The sequence below is a fragment of the Pseudomonas sp. SC11 genome, from assembly GCF_047039205.1.
Lineage (GTDB): Bacteria > Pseudomonadota > Gammaproteobacteria > Pseudomonadales > Pseudomonadaceae > Aquipseudomonas > Aquipseudomonas boreofloridensis.
On the sequence record NZ_CP178183.1, the window covers coordinates 539,290 to 556,339 of the forward strand.

Consider the following 17,050-nt stretch of genomic DNA (forward strand, 5'->3'; position numbering starts at 1 on the left):
ATTAGCCCGGCACGAGGCCGGGCTGGGCAGAAGCCTTGCGTAGAACGTCTGTATTAGTACAGACGAACGGCGCGGCGCTGTTCGCGCTGGACTTTCTTAGCGTGACGCTTCACGGCAGCAGCGGCTTTGCGCTTACGCTCGGCGGTCGGCTTTTCGTAAAACTCGCGGCTACGAACTTCAGCCAATACACCGGCTTTTTCGCAGGAGCGCTTGAAACGACGCAGAGCTACGTCGAAGGGTTCGTTCTCTTTAACTTTGACGGCTGGCATCCAGGGCTACCTTAATTCATTACCGGGGTGGACGTGCTCCTGGCAAAACAAAGGTGTGCTGGAGAACGTCAGTTTTCAAGGGTTGCGGATGTTAACCCTTAGTGTGGCGGAATGCAAAGCCTCTGATCGAAAACCGCTGGTCGGCACTGGGTACGGCGACTAGAATGCGCGGCTTCGCATTCAGCCTCCACAAGGCACGGACCCATGCTAGTACTGGGATTGGAAACATCCTGCGACGAAACTGGCGTCGCATTATACGACAGCGAACGCGGCCTGTTGGCCGATGCGCTGTTCAGCCAGATCGACCTGCACCGCGTCTACGGCGGCGTGGTGCCCGAGCTCGCCTCGCGCGACCACGTCAAGCGCATGCTGCCGCTGATTCGTGAAGTGCTCGATGAGGCCGGCAAGGTTGCCCAGGATATCGACGCCATCGCCTACACCGCCGGCCCCGGCCTGGTCGGTGCGCTGCTGGTGGGCGCGTCCTGTGCGCAGGCGCTGGCGTTCGCCTGGGACATTCCGGCCATCGGTGTCCATCACATGGAAGGTCACCTGCTGGCGCCCATGCTCGAAGAGCAGCCGCCGCAGTTTCCGTTCGTCGCCTTGTTGGTGTCCGGCGGTCACACGCAGTTGGTGCAGGTCGATGGCATTGGCCAATACGCGCTCTTGGGTGAAAGCCTGGATGACGCTGCCGGCGAAGCGTTCGACAAGACCGCCAAGCTGATCGGCCTGAATTATCCGGGTGGTCCCGAAATCGCCCGCCTGGCTGAGCAGGGCACCCCCGGACGTTTCGTGTTCCCTCGGCCCATGACCGATCGCCCGGGCCTGGAATTCAGTTTCAGCGGCCTCAAGACCTTCGCCCTCAATACCTGGCAGCAGTGCCGCAATGCCGGGGACGACAGCGAGCAAACCCGTTGCGACCTGTCGCTGGCGTTCCAGCAGGCGGTGGTGGAGACTCTGACCATCAAGTGCAAGCGTGCGCTCAAGCAGACTGGCCTCAAGCGCCTGGTCATCGCTGGCGGCGTGAGTGCGAACAAGGCGTTGCGCACCTCGCTCGAAGGCATGTTGGCCAGCATGGGCGGCAATGTGTATTACGCGCGAGCGAAGTTTTGCACCGATAACGGCGCGATGATTGCCTACGCTGGGTGCCAGCGGCTATTGGCGGGCCAGCAGCAGGATCTGGCGATCAGCGTGCAGGCGCGCTGGCCGATGGAGCAACTGCCGCCGCTTTGACGGCGGGGCTCAGAAGTGGCGCTCGCGTCCGGCGAACAGGTCGCGCAGGTTGTTGCGGTGGCGCCAGACGATCAGCACGGTGAGCACGCTCATCGGCAGCAGCGCCGCAGGCTCGCGCCAGGCCAGCAGGGGCAGGGTCAAGGGTGTGGCGATCAGCGCGGCCAGCGAGCTGGTGCGGGTCAGGTAGAAGGTCAGCAGCCAGGCTGCCACCGCCAGTAGCGCCGCGGGAAAATACAAGCCCATGAGCATGCCGGCGGCAGTGGCCACGCCCTTGCCGCCCTTGAAACGGAAGTACAGCGGAAACAGGTGGCCGAGCACCGCGCACAGGCCGATCCAGGCTTGGTCTTGCAGGCTCAGGCCGACAAAGTCGGCCAACAGCACGGGCAGCAAACCCTTGCACAGGTCGCCGAGCAGGGTGAGGATGGCCAGCTTGCGCCCTGCCAGGCGCAGCATGTTGGTCGCACCGGCATTGCCTGATCCGCTGAAACGCGGGTCCGGGTGGCCGCCGAGGCGGCTCAGGACGATGGCGAAGGACAGCGAGCCGAGCAGGTAGGCGAGCAGCGCCAGTAACCAAAACATGCTAACTATTCCGGGCGGGGACGCCCTGATTCTAACGGCGCCCGTCGCCCTTGTCGTGCTGTGGAGAGAAGTGCTTGGACAGAGTGTTCATCGAAGGGCTGGAGGTCGATACGGTCATCGGCGCCTACGACTGGGAGCGCGACATTCGCCAGTGCCTGCGCCTGGACCTGAGTTTTGCCTGGGACAACCGTCCCGCCGCAGCCGGTGACGACCTCAGCCTGGCGCTCGACTACGCCAGTGTCTCGGCGCGTGTCCAGGCGTTCGCCGAGCAGTCGCGCTTCGAGTTGGTGGAAACCTTTGCCGAGCGCCTGGTGGCAACGCTGATGGCCGAGTTCGACATCCCCTGGGTGCGACTGAAGCTGACCAAGCCCGGAGCCGTACCGGCGGCGCGGGGTGGCGTAGGTGTGGAGATCGAGCGCGGATGTCTCTGAGCACCGTTTATCTGGGCCTGGGCAGCAACACCGAGCGCGAGCGCCATCTGTGCGCGGGACTCGACGCGCTGGCCGGGATCCTGAGTGACATGCGCTGCTCGGCAGTGTTCGAAAGCCAAGCCGTGGGCATCAAGAGCGGGCCGTTTTTCAATCTGGTGGTCAGCGGTCAGACCGACATGCCATTGCTGGAACTGGACCGCCGACTCAAGTTCATCGAAGCCGACAACGGCCGCTATGCGCCGGACCGAAAAGGCTTGCCGTTGGACATCGACGTGCTGATGTTCGATGACCTGAACGGCACCTTCGATGGCCTGGTACTGCCACGCGCCGAGATCCTGAAGAATGCGTTCGTGCTCTGGCCGCTGTCGCTGCTGGCGCCTGATCTGGTGCATCCGGGGCAGGGCAAGGTCATGGCGCAACTTTGGCGTGAGGCTGACATTCAGCAGGTGCTGGCGCCGGTGCCGTTCGAGTGGCGCGGGTTGCAGTTGACGCCAAGCGGCGCCTAGCGGCTATACGCAAGGCGCAGTGGCTTTGTGCTGGGCCAGCACGTGCAGCCGCTCCGCCTTGAGCGCCTCACCCAATGCCTGCCCGGTCAGCCCTCTGGCCACCAGCGGTTTCACATCCACGCCCCGTGCCTTCGATGCCGCGCCGCGCAGATAGTCGGCTTGTGCATAGCTGCGCGCGCCATGGGCGAAGGCTGCCATCTGGCACGCCGCGATGAACTCCTCGAAGCGCTGCGGCCGGCGGTACACATCGAATTTCTGCAGCAACGCCAGCAGCGCTGAAGGTTCGAGTTCGCGCGCGCGGTCGGCCAGCGGCAGGCAGTCACCCACCAACCCTGCCAATTCCTGGCAGTCGCGCGGTGCCTTGAAACGCTGGTTCACGGCGTTGATCTGCGTGGTGTCGTGGATGGCCAGCATCAGGCAGGCCCAGCGCACCGGCAGCGACTGGTCGTGCTCGGCCGCTTGACGCAACGGAGCGAGCGCCTGGCTGGAGCCATCGAGCTCTGGCATCAACTCATGCAGCGCGCCGCAATCGCGCAGCACCTCGATGAACACCTGAGGTTGGCTTTCCATCAGCGCCCGTTCGATTTCCTTCCACGCCCGCTCGGCTGTCAGTGCCTGTAGTTCCCCGCTGGCGCTGAGTTGCCGCATCAGCGCCAGCGTGTCGTCAGCGACGTTGAAGCCCAGCGGCGCATAGCGGGCAGCGAACCGAGCGACGCGCAGTACGCGCAGGGGATCTTCGGCGAACGCCGGTGAAACGTGACGAAGAATGCGGTTTTCCAGATCCGCCTTTCCGTTGTAGGGATCCAGCAGATTGCCCTGCGCGTCTTCGGCCATGGCATTGATGGTCAGGTCGCGACGGATGAGGTCTTCTTCGAGTGTCACCTCAGGGCTGGCGTGAAAGGTGAAGCCGCCGTAGCCACGACCGCTCTTGCGCTCGGTGCGCGCCAGGGCGTATTCCTCGCCGGTTTTCGGGTGGATGAACACGGGGAAATCGGCGCCGACCGGGCGAAAGCCCTGGGCGTGCATGTCCTCGACCGTGGCGCCGACCACCAGCCAGTCAACATCGCTGACCGGGCGCCCGAGCAGGCGGTCGCGTACGGCGCCGCCAACTTTGTAGATGTGCATATACAGCCTCCATGACAGCCGACAGCATACCCTGTCGGCAGTCGTCCGAGGCTAGAGGTGATGAATCACCGACATGTCCGAACGACTGTAGTCGCCCGTCTCGCCATGCTCGCCGCGAGGCGGCATATGGTGGGTCTTGACCACTTTGTCGCCCTGTACGGTCTCCAGGTGGATGTCGAAACCCCACAGGCGGTGCAGGTGCTTGAGCACCTCGTCGGTGGATTCACCCAGAGGTTTGCGATTGTGCTGTTGATGGCGCAGGGTCAGCGAGCGATCGCCGCGTCGATCGATGCTCCAGATTTGCACGTTGGGCTCACGGTTGCCGAGGTTGTACTGCGCGGCCAGTTGTTCGCGGATCAGGCGGTATCCGGCCTCGTCGTGGATGGCCGGCACCAGCAAGTCATCGCGTTGATCGTCATCGAGAATGCTGAACAGCTTGAGATCGCGGATCACCTTGGGCGAGAGGTACTGCAGGATGAAGCTCTCGTCCTTGAAGCTGGTCATGGCGAATTTGAGGGTCGACAGCCAGTCGCTGCCCGCGATGTCTGGGAACCAGCGGCGGTCTTCTTCGGTGGGGTGCTCGCACATGCGACGGATGTCGGTGTACATGGCAAAGCCCAGGGCGTAGGGGTTGATGCCGTTGTAATAGGGGCTGTCGTAGCCGGGCTGGAACACCACACTGGTATGCGACTGTAGGAATTCCATCATGAAGCCGTCGGTGACCAGGCCTTCGTCGTACAGGTCGTTCATCAAGGTGTAGTGCCAGAAAGTCGCCCAGCCTTCGTTCATCACCTGGGTCTGGCGTTGTGGGTAGAAGTACTGGGCGATCTTGCGCACGATTCGCACCACTTCGCGTTGCCAGGGCTCGAGCAGGGGTGCGTGTTTTTCGATGAAATAGAGGATGTTCTCCTGGGGTTCGGCCGGGAAGCGGGCATCGTCACGATCCCCGGCTTTATCTGCACTTTTGGGAATCGTGCGCCACAGGTCGTTGATCTGCCGCTGCAGGTGCTCTTCACGCTCTTTCTGGCGACGGCGCTCTTCCTCCGCCGAGATGGGGTAGGGGCGCTTGTAGCGGTCCACGCCGTAATTCATCAGCGCATGACAAGAGTCGATCAAGTCTTCCACGGCATCGATGCCGTGACGTTCCTCGCACTGGGCGATGTACTGCTTGGCGAAGACCAGGTAGTCGATGATCGAACTGGCGTCTGTCCAGGTGCGGAACAGGTAGTTGCCCTTGAAGAAGCTGTTGTGTCCATAGCATGCGTGGGCGATCACCAGCGCCTGCATGCAGATGGTGTTCTCTTCCATCAGATAGGCGATGCAAGGGTCGGAGTTGATCACGATTTCGTAAGCCAGACCCATCTGACCACGGCTATAGGATTTTTCAGTGCTCAGGAACTGCTTGCCGTAGGACCAATGGTGATAGCCCAGTGGCATGCCGACCGAGGCATAGGCGTCCATCATCTGCTCGGCCGTGATCACTTCGATCTGGTTGGGATAGGTGTCCAGCGCATAGCGCTCGGCCAGCCGACCGATCTCCCGGTCGTAGGTCTGGATCAGCTCGAAGGTCCACTCCGAGCCGGTGGAAATGGGTTGGCGTCGCTTTGCTCTGGCGGTCATGTGGCTAACCTGCGCTGGAAGAGTTCACGGAAGACCGGATAGATGTCACCGGCCGAAACCAACTGTTGCTGGGCGAAGGTGTCCGGGAAGGCGTCGCCGATGCGCTCGTACTCGTACCACAACGCCTGGTGCTCGCGAGGGGTGATCTCGACGTAAGTGTAGTACTGCACATGCGGCATGATCTGGCGGGTGAGAATGTCGCGGCAGATGGGGGAGTCGTCGTTCCAGTTGTCGCCGTCGGACGCCTGGGCCGCGTAGATGTTCCAGTCGCTGGCCGGATAACGCTCGGCCATGATTTCCTGCATCAGTTTCAATGCGCTGGACACGATGGTGCCGCCGGTTTCGCGGGAATAGAAGAACTCCTCTTCGTCCACCTCGCGGGCACTGGTGTGATGGCGGATGAACACCACTTCGATGCGGTCGTAGTTGCGCTTGAGGAACAGGTACAAAAGGATGAAGAAGCGCTTGGCGATGTCTTTGGTCGCCTGAGTCATGGAGCCGGAGACGTCCATCAGACAGAACATCACCGCCTTGGAACTGGGGTTGGGCTGTTTGACCAGCAGGTTGTACTTCAAGTCGAAGGTGTCGAGGAAGGGCAGTCGGTTGATGCGTGCCTTGAGCCGGACGATCTCGGCTTCCACTTCCTGAATGTCGGTGAAGTTGGCGGGCTCTTCGACCCTCAACCGCTCCAGCTCTTTCTGCGCTGCCCGCAACAGCGCGCGGCTGCTGCCGGTCAGGGCGATGCGGCGGGCATGGGCCGAACGCAGGGTACGTACGATGTTGATGCGTGACGGATTGCCTTCGCTGGCGATGCCTGCTCGCACGGTCTTGAAGGTGTCGGCGCCGGTCAGGTGACGCTTCACCAGATTCGGCAGTTCAAGGTCCTCGAACATGAACTCGAGAAACTCTTCCTGGGTGATCTGGAAGACGAACTCGTCCATGCCTTCGCCGGAGTTGCCGGCCTTGCCTTTGCCGCCTCCACCGCCGCCGCCCTGGGGGCGGGCGATGTGTTCACCGGCGGTGAATTCCTTGTTGCCTGGATGGACGACGGTCTGTTTGCCGCCGCGACCGTGATGCAGCACCGGTTCGTCGATGTCGCGACCGGGAATACTGATCTGCTCGCCATGCTCCATGTCCGTGATGGAGCGGCGGCTCACGGCCTCTTCGACCGCCTTCTTGATGTGCTCACGGTAGCGGCGCAGAAAGCGCTGCCGGTTCACCGTGCTCTTGTTCTTGCCGTTCAGGCGTCGGTCGATCACGTAGCTCATGGGGCCTCCGCTAAGCGCAGCTGCAAGCTTCGAGCGTCAAGCTGCTAGACAACGCAGCCACCATCACCGCAAGCCGACGCGCAGCCCCTGAGGGGCTACGCGACCGCTCGCAGCTTACGGCAGACGACTGGTCGCTTTATTGCGATTTCCTGACCCGCAGGTACCATTCCGACAACAGGCGAACCTGCTTGTCGGTGTAGCCACGTTCCACCATCCGGGTGACGAAGTCGTTGTGCTTCTTCTGGTCTTCCTTGCTGGCCTTGGCGTTGAAACTGATGACTGGCAGCAGATCCTCGGTGTTGGAGAACATTTTCTTCTCGATCACCACCCGCAGTTTTTCATAGCTCAGCCAGCTCGGGTTCTTGCCGTTGTTGTTGGCACGCGCACGCAGCACGAAGTTGACGATTTCGTTGCGGAAATCTTTCGGGTTGCTGATGCCCGCCGGTTTCTCGATCTTCTCCAGTTCTTCGTTGAGCGCGATGCGGTTGAGGATCTCGCCGGTTTCCGGGTCGCGGTACTCTTGGTCCTGAATCCAGAAGTCGGCGTACAGCACATAGCGATCGAAGATGTTCTGGCCGTACTCGCTGTACGACTCCAGATAAGCCGTCTGGATTTCCTTGCCGATGAACTCGATGTAGCGCGGCGCCAGGTACTCTTTCAGGTAGCGCAGGTAGCGCTCGCGAACTTCTGCAGGGAACTGCTCCTGCTCAATCTGTTGTTCGAGGACATACAGCAGGTGCACCGGGTTGGCGGCCACTTCATGGGGATCGAAGTTGAACACTTTCGACAGGATCTTGAACGCGAAGCGCGTGGAGAGGCCATTCATGCCTTCGTCGACGCCCGCGCTGTCACGGTACTCCTGAATCGACTTGGCCTTGGGATCGGTGTCCTTGAGATTCTCACCGTCGTAGACACGCATCTTCGAATAGATGTTGGAGTTTTCCGGCTCTTTCAAGCGCGACAGCACGGTGAACTGGGCCAGCATCTTGAGCGTGTCTGGCGCGCAATGGGCCTTGGCCAGCGAGCTGTTGACCAGCAGCTTGTCGTAGATGCGGATCTCGTCGCTGACGCGCAGGCAGTAGGGCACCTTGACGATGTAAATACGGTCGATGAAGGCTTCGTTGTTCTTGTTGTTGCGGAAGGTGTGCCACTCCGATTCGTTGGAGTGGGCCAACAAGATGCCGGAGTAGGGGATCGCGCCCAGACCCTCGGTGCTGTTGTAGTTGCCTTCCTGGGTGGCGGTCAGCAAAGGGTGCAAGACCTTGATCGGCGCCTTGAACATCTCGACGAATTCCATCAGGCCCTGGTTGGCGCGGCACAACGCGCCCGAATAGCTGTAGGCATCGGCGTCGTTCTGCGGGAATTCTTCGAGTTTGCGGATATCCACTTTACCCACCAGGGCCGAGATGTCCTGGTTGTTCTCGTCACCCGGCTCGGTCTTGGCGACGGCGATCTGGTTGAGGATCGAGGGATACAGCTTGACCACCTTGAACTTGCTGATGTCGCCGCCGAACTCCTGCAGACGCTTGGTTGCCCACGGCGACATGATGGTGTTCAGGTAACGCTTTGGAATGCCGAATTCTTCCTGGAGGATGTCGCCATCTTCGTTGGCATTGAACAAGCCCAGCGGTGTTTCGAAGACCGGTGACCCCTTGATGGCATAGAAGGGGACTTTCTCGATCAACTGCTTGAGTTTTTCGGCCAGGGACGATTTACCGCCACCGACCGGGCCCAGCAAGTAGAGGATCTGCTTCTTCTCTTCCAGGCCTTGGGCCGCATGGCGGAAGTAGGAAACGATCTGGTCGATGCACTCTTCCATGCCATGGAAGTCGGCAAAGGCCGGGTAGCGACGGATCACTTTGTTGGAAAAGATCCGCGACAGCCTGGAGTTGGTGGAGGTGTCGATCAGCTCCGGTTCGCCGATGGCCAGCAACAGCCGTTCAGCCGCCGAGGCGTAGGCACTGCGATCCTCTTTGCACAGATCGAGGTACTCCTGCAGCGAAAGTTCTTCCTGGCGGGTGGACTCGAAACGTTGTTGGAAGTGGCTAAAAATGCTCATGACGTCACCTCGCTCGATACGTGGAGACGACGCCGGATCAGTCAGCTGATGCTGGCATGCAAGCGGCTTTCGCCGAATGCCTTGTACCCCCCAGAACACCCTGAAACGCTACCGATGACCCGCACGCCGGTGTACCGGCTCTCCCCTGATTTGGATGGCCTGGGCTTAAGGATAGTTGGTAATCAGCAAGGTCAAGGTCGTGGTGGCAAGAAGTTGCCTGCGACCGTTCGTCAGGTGGGGCGCAAGCCCGCAGAGCGCGCGGGCTGCAGAGCAGATGAAAAAATTATTCGGGTTGGCTTTGCTCGGTTTCACCTGGGAAGGTGGCACGCCACAACTCGAAGCCGCCGTCGACGCTGTAGACGTCGGAAAATCCTTGGCCCACCAGGTAGGCGGCCGCGCTCTGGCTGGAGTTGCCGTGATAGCAGACCACCAGCGTCGGCGCATCCAGGTCCGCTTGGCGGATGAAATCGGCCACCGAATGGTTGTCCAGGTGGCGGGCACCGGTGACATGGCCGGCGGCATAGGCGGCGGCGTCACGAATGTCGACCACCACGGCCCCTTGCTCGCGCAGGGCCAGGGCCTGCTCCGGGGGGATGCGCTTGAATTCGCTCATGGGTACGCTTTCCTTCAGGTTTGATCGTCGATTCTAGTCGGTTCGCAGGTGACGCGGACGTCCCCTTCGTCGGTGCAGGCGCAGCGGTGATACGCCCCGCTGTCGAGGTCGTACAGGGTCATGGCACCGCCCCAGACGCAGCCGGTGTCCAGCGCGATGATGTCGGGTGTGTCCACCCGCCCTTCGAGGGCTGCCCAGTGCCCGAAGATGATCTTCACATGCCGCGAACGACGGTTCTTGTGTGCATACCAGGCTTTGTAGCCCTTCGGTGCGCTGTCCAGACCTTCCTTGCTCTTGAGATCGAGCTTGCCGGAGGCCGTGCAGAAACGCATGCGGGTGAAGTAGTTGGTGATCACCCGCAACCGTTCGATGCCGGTCAGGTCCTTGCTCCACTTGTTCGGCTCGTTGCCGTACATCCCGTCCAGGTAAGGCTGGAGCCGGTTGTCGTCGCGCAGCACCTGCTCGACCTCTGTCGCCAACTCCAGCGCCTTGCCCAAGGTCCATTGGGGCGGGATGCCGGCGTGGGCCATGGCGATACCGCGTGCTTCGTCGTAATGCAGCAACTTCTGCCGGCGCAGCCAGCCGAGCAGCGCATCGGCATCGGGTGCCTCGACGATTTCGCGCAGCGTGTCGCTCTTCTTCAAGCGCTCGGGGTTGTGCCAGGCGGCGAGCAGGTGCAGGTCGTGATTGCCCAGCACACAGACCAGCGAATCCCGCATCGAATAGAGATAGCGCAGGGTCTCGAGCGATTCCGGGCCACGGTTGACCAGGTCACCCACCAACCACAGGCGGTCGCTCGCTGGATTGAAATGCACCTGTTCGAGCAGGCACTTGAGCGGTTTCAGGCAGCCTTGAAGATCGCCGACGGCATAAGTAGCCATCAGTGCAGGGCCCCGGGCACCGCCAGACGGAAGGGCGCGATGGGTGCGTCGAAGCGTGTGCCATCTTCGGCGAACATCTGGTAGCTGCCCTGCATGGTGCCGACACGGGTTTTGATGACCGCGCCGCTGCTATAAGTGTGGCTCTGCCCAGGCGCGATAACCGGCTGCTGGCCGACCACGCCGTCGCCGCGCACTTCTTCGACTTCGCCGTCACCATTGGTGATCAACCAATGGCGTGCGGTCAGCTTGGCCTTGAGGGTGCCGTTGTTCGCCACCGTGATGGTATAGGCGAAGGCGAACCGGTTGTTTTCGGGGTCTGACTGGTCTTTGAGGAAGCGGGTGACGACGCTGACGTCGATCTGATAGCGGGGGTCGGACATGCAAGGGCCTTGGCGAACGGAGCATTAACGCGATTGTCGCAGTCTAGGCCATTGCGAGGGCAGAGGGCCAGCGGTGCGGGCTGGCCGTGCCTATCATGGGCGTGTTCTAGGCGCGATCAGGCACGCGCCACGAGCAAGGCGATCAGCCTTGCTGCGCCGCCAATTGATCGGCCAGGCGGACGAAGGCTGCCAGGTCGAGCTGTTCAGGGCGCAGGCTGCCGTCGACGCCTGCCGCTTCGATGGCTTGGCTGTCGAGCAGACCTTTGAGGGTATTGCGCAGGGTTTTGCGGCGCTGGTTGAACGCTTCGCGGACTACGCGTTCGAGTAGTGCTGGATCCTTGGCCGGATGCGGCAGCACTTCGTGTGGGACCAGACGCACGATTGCCGAGTCCACCTTCGGCGGTGGGTTGAATGCGCCGGGGCCGACATTGAACAAGTGCTCAACGCGGCAGTGGTACTGCACCATGATCGACAGACGACCCCAATCACCGCCACCGGGACCGGCCGCCATGCGCTCGACCACTTCCTTCTGCAGCATGAAGTGCATGTCGCGGATCAGCCCGGCGTGCGCCAGCAGGTGGAAAATCAGTGGGGTGGAGATGTTGTACGGCAGGTTGCCGACCACCTTGAGGCTGCGCGGTGGAACGCCCAGGGTGTTGAAGTCGAACTTCAGCGCGTCGCCCTGGTGCAGGCGGAAGTTGTCACGGCCAGCGAACTTGTGTTGCAGGATGGGCACCAGGTCTTTGTCCAACTCGACGACGTCGAGTTGCGCGCCGCTGCCCAGCAATCCTTCGGTGAGTGCGCCTTGGCCTGGACCGATTTCCAGCAGGTGCTCGCCCGCCTTGGCGTGAATGGCGCGCAGGATGCGGTCGATGATGCCGGCGTCGTGCAGGAAGTTCTGACCGAAGCGCTTGCGCGCCCGGTGTTGGTAATGCTCGTTCATGGTCGGTTCTCGGCCATCTGGTAGGCGGTGTGCAGGGCGACGCGCAAGCTGCCGGTGTCGACCTTGCCGCTGCCGGCCAGGTCCAGGGCGGTGCCGTGGTCCACCGAGGTGCGGATGATCGGCAGCCCCAGGGTGACGTTGACGGCGGCGCCGAAGCCTTTGTACTTGAGTACGGGCAGGCCCTGGTCGTGGTACATCGCCAGCACTGCGTCGCAATGCTCCAGATATTTGGGGGTAAAGAGGGTGTCGGCCGGCAATGGACCGCGCAGGTCCATGCCCTCGGCGCGCAGGCGCTCGAGGGTGGGCTCGATGATGTCGATTTCTTCGCGGCCGAGGTGGCCGCCTTCGCCGGCATGCGGATTGAGGCCGCAGACCAGAATGCGGGGCGTAGCGATGCCGAACTTGTACCGCAGATCGGCGTGCAGGATGCGTGTGACACGCTCCAGACGCTCGGCCGTGATGGCCTCGGCGACGTCACGCAGCGGCAAATGAGTGGTCACCAGGGCCACGCGCAGGCCGTGGGTAGCCAGCATCATCACGACCTGGGCGGTGTGGGTGAGTTCGGCAAGGAATTCGGTGTGTCCGGAGAATGCAATGCCGCTTTCATTGATCACGCCCTTATGCACGGGGGCGGTGATCATGCCGGCGAAATCGCCGTCCAGGCAGCCTTGACCGGCGCGGGTCAGGGTATGCAGCACGAAGGCAGCGTTGCGCGCATCGAGCTGGCCGGATTGCACGGGCGCCGCCAACGGCGTGTCCCAGACGTACAGGCTACCTGCAGGAGCGGGCTCGTCAGGCCAGGTGTGTGGCGAGACCTCAAGCAAACTGATCGCCAGCCCCAGTTGCGCGGCCCGCGTCAGGAGCAGGTCACGGCTGGTGATGGCGATCAGGGGGTGGGGTTGCTGCTCTGCGGCGAGCAGCAGGCAGAGGTCGGGACCTATGCCTGCGGGCTCGCCAGGCGTGACGGCGAAACGTAGGGGTTTCACTGCGCGGCCTGTTCGGCGCCAGGCAGCTTGATCTCAACGTAGGCTTCGTCGCGGATCTGACGCAACCAGCTTTGCAGCTCTTCGTCATACTTGCGGTTGCGCAGCACGCTCAGCGCTTGCTGCTCACGCGCCTGCTCGGTGCTGTCGGTGGCGCGGCGGCCCAGCACTTCCAGCACGTGCCAGCCGTACTGGGTCTTGAACGGCTTGGTGACCACACCTTGCTGGGCATTGGCCATCTGCTCGCGGAATTCCGGCACCAGGCTGTTCGGATCGACCCAGTTGAGGTCGCCCCCGTTGAGCGCGGAGCCCGGATCTTCCGAGAAGCTCTTCGCCAGCTCGGCGAAGTCTTCGCCATTCTGGATGCGATCATAGATGCGCTGAGCCAGTTGCTCGGTCGCGGCGTCGCTACGGATTTCGCTCGGCTTGATCAGGATATGGCGCACATGGACTTCGTCACGCAGCACGCTTTCGCTGCCGCCACGCTTTTCCTCGAGCTTGAGGATGATGAAGCCATTGGGGATACGAATCGGCTGAGTGATGTCGCCAATCGACATGCTGCTGAGCATCTTGGCGAAGTCAGGTGGCAATTGACCGGCTTTACGCCAGCCCATCTCGCCGCCTTCCAGGGCATTCTCGCTGGCCGAGCGGGCGATGGCCAGCTGGCCGAAGTCCGCGCCCTTGCGCAGTTGCTGGTAAACGTCGCCAGCCTGGCGCGCAGCGGCCTGGATCGCGTCGGAGTTGGCGCTTTCCGGGGTTGGGATGAGGATGTTGGCCAGGCGGTACTCTTCCGACATCTGCATCTTGCCCAGGTCGGAGTTGAGGAAGTTCTTCACTTCCTGCTCGGAAACCTGGATGCGCTCGGCCACGCGGCGCTGGCGAACGCGGCTGATGATCATCTCGCGCTTGACCTGCTCGCGGGCGTCATCGAACGACAGACCGTCGTGGGCCAGGGCTGCACGGAATTGATCCAGCGACATGCCATTGCGCTGGGCGATGGTGCCGATGGCCTGGTTGAGTTCCTCGTCGGTGATACGAATGCCGGAGCGTTCGCCGATCTGCAGTTGCAGGTTTTCGACGATCAGGCGCTCGAGCACCTGCTGCTGCAGCGCGCTGGCCGGTGGCACACCACCGCCGCGTTTGGCGATGGTCTGCTGCACTTCATGGACGCGTTGGTCCAGTTGGCTCTGCATGACCACGTCGTTGTCGACGATGGCCACAACACGGTCCAGGGGCTGTGGCGCGGCATACACCGCACCGCTCAGCATTACGGCGCCCAGCATCAGCGGGCGCAGACGATCAATAAGCTTGCTCTTCACGGGTACGGTAACCTTGAATGCCTTGGTCCAGGAACGATTCGACCTTGTTGCCGACGACGCCGCCGAGGCCTTTGAGGACGATCTGCAGGAATACGCCATGGTCGCCTTTTTCGTTCTGTGGCGTGGCTTGGCTGAAGTCGTCGGTGTCGAGCCAGTAACGGTTGATCAGGCGCACTTTCCAGCAGCAACTGTCGTACTCGAAACCACCCATCGCTTCGAGGGTGCGGTTGCGGTTGTAGTCGTGCTGCCAGCGAGCGATGACGCTCCACTGCGGAACAAGAGGCCAGATGACCGAGAAGTCGTGCTGCTGGATCTTGTAGTAGTCCTTGATGTAGTTCGCCTGGCCTGGCGTGCCATAGTCACCACCGCCGACTTTCCAGGTGCCAGTGAGCGAATCGTAGGCAATGGTGTCGTTACGGTAGCGATAGCCGAGGTTGACGATCTTGTTCGGGTTGTCTTCCGGCTGGTAGTGGAACATCGCGCTACCCGAGCGGGTGCTGCGGCTGTCCGGGTCCCAGTTGAAGTCCGAATTGAAGCGCCAGTCGCGGTTGAAGGCGTACTGATAAACCAGCGCGTAGGGCGAGACAGTCGACTTGGCGTCGTCGCGATCGCGATAGTTGATGCCTGGCAACTGGACCCGACGGTCCTCGAAGTAATAAGCCTGGCCGATACTGAAGCGCTGACGCTCGAAGCCATTGTCTTCGATCCAGCGGGTGGTCACACCCAGCGACAGCTTGTTCTCGTCACCGATCCGGTCCGTGCCGCTGAAGCGGTTGTCGCGGAACAGCGAGTCATAGCTGAAGAGATTTTCGCTCGTGTCGAACAGCGGGATGTCCTTCTGGTCCTTGTTCGGAACATACAGATAGAACAGACGCGGCTCGAGGGTCTGGCGGAAGTTGGTGCCAAACATCGAGGTATTACGATCAAAGTACAGGCCGCTGTCGACGCTGAAGACCGGGATATCGCGGTTGATCGAGCTGCTGTAGCTGCCGTAGGCAGGGTTGCTCGACTGGGCGAGGGCTTGTGCCTTGCCCTGACCGTCCAGATCCAGGTCATAGCTGGTGTAGACATATTTGAGTTTCGGCGTGACGTAGCCATAACTGGCTTCCATCGGCAGGCTTATCGCGGGCGCGAGGTTCAAGCGAGTGCCGTTGGCGCGGGCGATGCCGGAGACGCTCTCGTCCAGGCGCCGGCCTGCAATACCGGTGCTGATGTCCGGAAAACCATCCTTGTTTCGCACGAAGTCATTCTTCAAATCACGATCAAACCGAACAGCCTCGGTATCGTAAGTGAAGTCCATCCCGGCCGGATGATACGGCAGCATGCCGTTCACGGTGATCTGCGGCAGGCGGTCGTACGGCGTGATCTGCGAGATGGTCGCCATCTCGTAGGCGTGCACGTTCAACCGTGCGGTATAGCTGTCGCCGCGGTAGCTGATAGCGCCCTGCTGATTGACGAAGTCGCGCTTTTCGACACCGATCTGATCCGACTCCAGGTCCTGGAAGTAGAACGGATCACTGATGTCGGTGTAGTCCACCTCGGTCATGATGCGGTCGTCGAGACCACCTTTGTGCTGCCAGTTGACCATCCAGCGTTCTTTCTTGTAGTCCGTCTGCAGCTTGCGGTCGTCGTCCTCGTCGTTGAGGTAGGCGCCGCCGAACTGGCCTTCGCTGGACTTGGTGAGGTAGCGGAACTCGCCTTCCATCAGCAAGCCGCGCTTGGCCATGTAGCGCGGGTACAAGGTGGCGTCGTAGTTAGGCGCCAGGTTGAAGTAGTACGGCGTGACCAGCATGAAGCCAGTGTCGCTGCTGGTGCTGAACGACGGCGGCAGGAAGCCGGACTGGCGACGGTCGTCGATCGGGAAATAGATGTACGGTGTGTAGAAGACCGGAATGTCCTTGATCCGCAGCGTCGCGTTGGTCGCGGTACCAAAACCGGTGGCCGGGTTGAGCGTGATGTTGTTGCCCTTGAGCTGCCATGCGTTGCTGCCCGGCTCACAGGTGGTGTAGGTACCGTCCTTGAGGCGGATGATGGCGTTCTCGGCACGTTTGGCGTAGAGCGCATTGCCGCGGATGTGCGACTTGTGCATCACGTATTCGGCGTTGTCGATCTTGGCTGCGCCGGTGTCGAGCTGGACCTCGGCCTGATCGCCGACGACCAGGGTGCCGTTGTCGCGGATGCGCACGTTACCCTTGAGCTCGCCTCGGTTCTCGGCCTGGTACAGGTTGGCCTCGTCGGCCTGGGCCTGCATGCTGCCCTGGCGCATGACCACGTCACCGGCCAGGGTCGCGACCTGCTGCTCCTGCTGGTACTTGGAGACCTTGGCGTTGAGGTAGGTAGGCGATTCATCTTTGGGCGTGGAGTCGTTCATGCCAGGACGGATCGGCTCGACGTAGGCACCGCCGCAATAGGGGCCAGTCTCGGCCAACTGGGCGGCCGTGAGCTTGTCACGCGGCACCCAGTCCAAGTGACTGTAGTCTTCGCTGCGCGACTTCAGGCCACGGCCTTTGCTCTCGGTGACCAGCACCGGCTTGGCTTCGGCACCGCTGCCAGCCGCCTCGGCGGTCTGGGCCTCGGTGCCGCCACTGAGCGCGGCACCGTCGTGCACAGGGCGCGGCGGCAGCGTGTTGGCTGCAGTCTTGGGCTTGCAGTCCCAACCACCGGCGGCGGACACTTGGCAGTCGAACTGCTCGGCAGCCACCACGTACGAGGTGGCCAGAGGTTGCAGGGCCAGCAGACCGCCAGTGACCAGCAACGGAAACTTTCTACGAAACGCGGGGGATTTCAATGCCATCTTATTAGTCCGGGCTTCCTGCGTGCCATCTGCCCGCGTGTGGGGGCCGC

16 protein-coding genes are annotated in these 17,050 nt (G+C 61.8%); 3 read left to right on the forward strand and 13 right to left on the reverse strand.

Translation table 11 applies throughout. The features are described from left to right. Positions 1-53: 53 nt before the first annotated feature. Complete coding sequence (gene rpsU, locus ACK2SD_RS02400) at positions 54-269, reverse strand: 30S ribosomal protein S21 (RefSeq protein WP_003255575.1); 216 nt, start codon at positions 267-269, stop codon at positions 54-56. A 204-nt stretch (positions 270-473) separates the two neighbouring features. Between rpsU and tsaD the strand changes: the two genes are divergently transcribed. Then, on the forward strand, positions 474-1,499 hold the full coding sequence (tsaD, locus tag ACK2SD_RS02405; RefSeq protein ID WP_039581164.1) for a tRNA (adenosine(37)-N6)-threonylcarbamoyltransferase complex transferase subunit TsaD: 1,026 nt from the start codon (positions 474-476) through the stop codon (positions 1,497-1,499). A 9-nt stretch (positions 1,500-1,508) separates the two neighbouring features. On the opposite strand, the gene plsY is transcribed toward tsaD, so the two are convergent. Beyond that, positions 1,509-2,078 (reverse strand): glycerol-3-phosphate 1-O-acyltransferase PlsY, encoded by a 570-nt coding sequence (gene plsY, locus ACK2SD_RS02410; protein WP_039581162.1) that lies wholly within the window; start codon positions 2,076-2,078, stop codon positions 1,509-1,511. 74 nt (positions 2,079-2,152) lie between these two features. Between plsY and folB the strand changes: the two genes are divergently transcribed. Together folB and folK are read left to right on the forward strand one after the other, a co-directional pair. Further along, a complete protein-coding gene (folB, locus tag ACK2SD_RS02415; protein WP_412461276.1) occupies positions 2,153-2,509 on the forward strand; it encodes a dihydroneopterin aldolase in 357 nt (118 codons plus the stop codon). Continuing rightward, entirely contained in the window at positions 2,500-3,015 is a 516-nt protein-coding gene (gene folK / locus ACK2SD_RS02420; protein WP_029614038.1) for a 2-amino-4-hydroxy-6-hydroxymethyldihydropteridine diphosphokinase, read from the forward strand. The genes folB and folK overlap by 10 nt, the downstream gene beginning before the upstream one ends. 3 nt (positions 3,016-3,018) lie before the next feature. Here folK and ACK2SD_RS02425 read toward each other — a convergent pair whose 3' ends face one another. The 11 genes from ACK2SD_RS02425 to ACK2SD_RS02475 form a co-directional block, all read right to left on the reverse strand. After that, positions 3,019-4,140, reverse strand: coding sequence for a multifunctional CCA addition/repair protein (locus tag ACK2SD_RS02425; protein ID WP_412461277.1), 1,122 nt, complete (start codon positions 4,138-4,140; stop codon positions 3,019-3,021). A 51-nt stretch (positions 4,141-4,191) separates the two neighbouring features. Continuing rightward, positions 4,192-5,760, reverse strand: coding sequence for a SpoVR family protein (locus ACK2SD_RS02430; protein WP_412461278.1), 1,569 nt, complete (start codon positions 5,758-5,760; stop codon positions 4,192-4,194). Beyond that, complete coding sequence (locus tag ACK2SD_RS02435) at positions 5,757-7,028, reverse strand: YeaH/YhbH family protein (protein WP_116889510.1); 1,272 nt, start codon at positions 7,026-7,028, stop codon at positions 5,757-5,759. Before ACK2SD_RS02435 ends, ACK2SD_RS02430 begins: the two co-directional genes overlap by 4 nt. Positions 7,029-7,164: 136 nt before the next feature. Then, positions 7,165-9,087 carry a PrkA family serine protein kinase gene (locus tag ACK2SD_RS02440; protein ID WP_412461279.1) on the reverse strand — a complete coding sequence of 641 codons (1,923 nt, stop codon included), beginning with the start codon at positions 9,085-9,087 and terminating at the stop codon, positions 7,165-7,167. Between the two features lie 283 nt (positions 9,088-9,370). Beyond that, on the reverse strand, positions 9,371-9,700 hold the full coding sequence (gene glpE, locus ACK2SD_RS02445; protein WP_029614042.1) for a thiosulfate sulfurtransferase GlpE: 330 nt from the start codon (positions 9,698-9,700) through the stop codon (positions 9,371-9,373). Between the two features lie 14 nt (positions 9,701-9,714). Next, positions 9,715-10,581 carry a symmetrical bis(5'-nucleosyl)-tetraphosphatase gene (locus ACK2SD_RS02450; protein WP_412461280.1) on the reverse strand — a complete coding sequence of 289 codons (867 nt, stop codon included), beginning with the start codon at positions 10,579-10,581 and terminating at the stop codon, positions 9,715-9,717. Then, a complete protein-coding gene (gene apaG, locus ACK2SD_RS02455) occupies positions 10,581-10,961 on the reverse strand; it encodes a Co2+/Mg2+ efflux protein ApaG (protein ID WP_029614044.1) in 381 nt (126 codons plus the stop codon). Before apaG ends, ACK2SD_RS02450 begins: the two co-directional genes overlap by 1 nt. 142 nt (positions 10,962-11,103) lie before the next feature. Next, positions 11,104-11,904, reverse strand: a complete 801-nt coding sequence (gene rsmA / locus ACK2SD_RS02460; RefSeq protein WP_029614045.1) for a 16S rRNA (adenine(1518)-N(6)/adenine(1519)-N(6))-dimethyltransferase RsmA — start codon at positions 11,902-11,904, stop codon at positions 11,104-11,106. Beyond that, the gene (gene pdxA / locus ACK2SD_RS02465) at positions 11,901-12,890 is read right to left on the reverse strand and encodes a 4-hydroxythreonine-4-phosphate dehydrogenase PdxA (protein ID WP_412461281.1); all 990 of its coding nucleotides are present in this window, start codon (positions 12,888-12,890) and stop codon (positions 11,901-11,903) included. Before pdxA ends, rsmA begins: the two co-directional genes overlap by 4 nt. Then, complete coding sequence (gene surA / locus ACK2SD_RS02470) at positions 12,887-14,206, reverse strand: peptidylprolyl isomerase SurA (protein WP_039581146.1); 1,320 nt, start codon at positions 14,204-14,206, stop codon at positions 12,887-12,889. Before surA ends, pdxA begins: the two co-directional genes overlap by 4 nt. Then, positions 14,187-17,000, reverse strand: a complete 2,814-nt coding sequence (locus ACK2SD_RS02475; protein WP_412461282.1) for an LPS-assembly protein LptD — start codon at positions 16,998-17,000, stop codon at positions 14,187-14,189. Before ACK2SD_RS02475 ends, surA begins: the two co-directional genes overlap by 20 nt. Positions 17,001-17,050: the final 50 nt, after the last annotated feature.

Coding starts and splice junctions, on each gene's coding strand:
- rsmA (WP_029614045.1), bottom strand. CDS start 11,904: ATGAACGAGCATTACCAACACCGGGCGCGCAAGCGCTTCGGTCAGAAC.
- glpE (WP_029614042.1), bottom strand. CDS start 9,700: ATGAGCGAATTCAAGCGCATCCCCCCGGAGCAGGCCCTGGCCCTGCGC.
- rpsU (WP_003255575.1), bottom strand. CDS start 269: ATGCCAGCCGTCAAAGTTAAAGAGAACGAACCCTTCGACGTAGCTCTG.
- ACK2SD_RS02440 (WP_412461279.1), bottom strand. CDS start 9,087: ATGAGCATTTTTAGCCACTTCCAACAACGTTTCGAGTCCACCCGCCAG.
- ACK2SD_RS02425 (WP_412461277.1), bottom strand. CDS start 4,140: ATGCACATCTACAAAGTTGGCGGCGCCGTACGCGACCGCCTGCTCGGG.
- apaG (WP_029614044.1), bottom strand. CDS start 10,961: ATGTCCGACCCCCGCTATCAGATCGACGTCAGCGTCGTCACCCGCTTC.
- ACK2SD_RS02475 (WP_412461282.1), bottom strand. CDS start 17,000: ATGGCATTGAAATCCCCCGCGTTTCGTAGAAAGTTTCCGTTGCTGGTC.
- ACK2SD_RS02435 (WP_116889510.1), bottom strand. CDS start 7,028: ATGAGCTACGTGATCGACCGACGCCTGAACGGCAAGAACAAGAGCACG.
- tsaD (WP_039581164.1), top strand. CDS start 474: ATGCTAGTACTGGGATTGGAAACATCCTGCGACGAAACTGGCGTCGCA.
- folK (WP_029614038.1), top strand. CDS start 2,500: ATGTCTCTGAGCACCGTTTATCTGGGCCTGGGCAGCAACACCGAGCGC.
- ACK2SD_RS02450 (WP_412461280.1), bottom strand. CDS start 10,581: ATGGCTACTTATGCCGTCGGCGATCTTCAAGGCTGCCTGAAACCGCTC.
- plsY (WP_039581162.1), bottom strand. CDS start 2,078: ATGTTTTGGTTACTGGCGCTGCTCGCCTACCTGCTCGGCTCGCTGTCC.
- ACK2SD_RS02430 (WP_412461278.1), bottom strand. CDS start 5,760: ATGACCGCCAGAGCAAAGCGACGCCAACCCATTTCCACCGGCTCGGAG.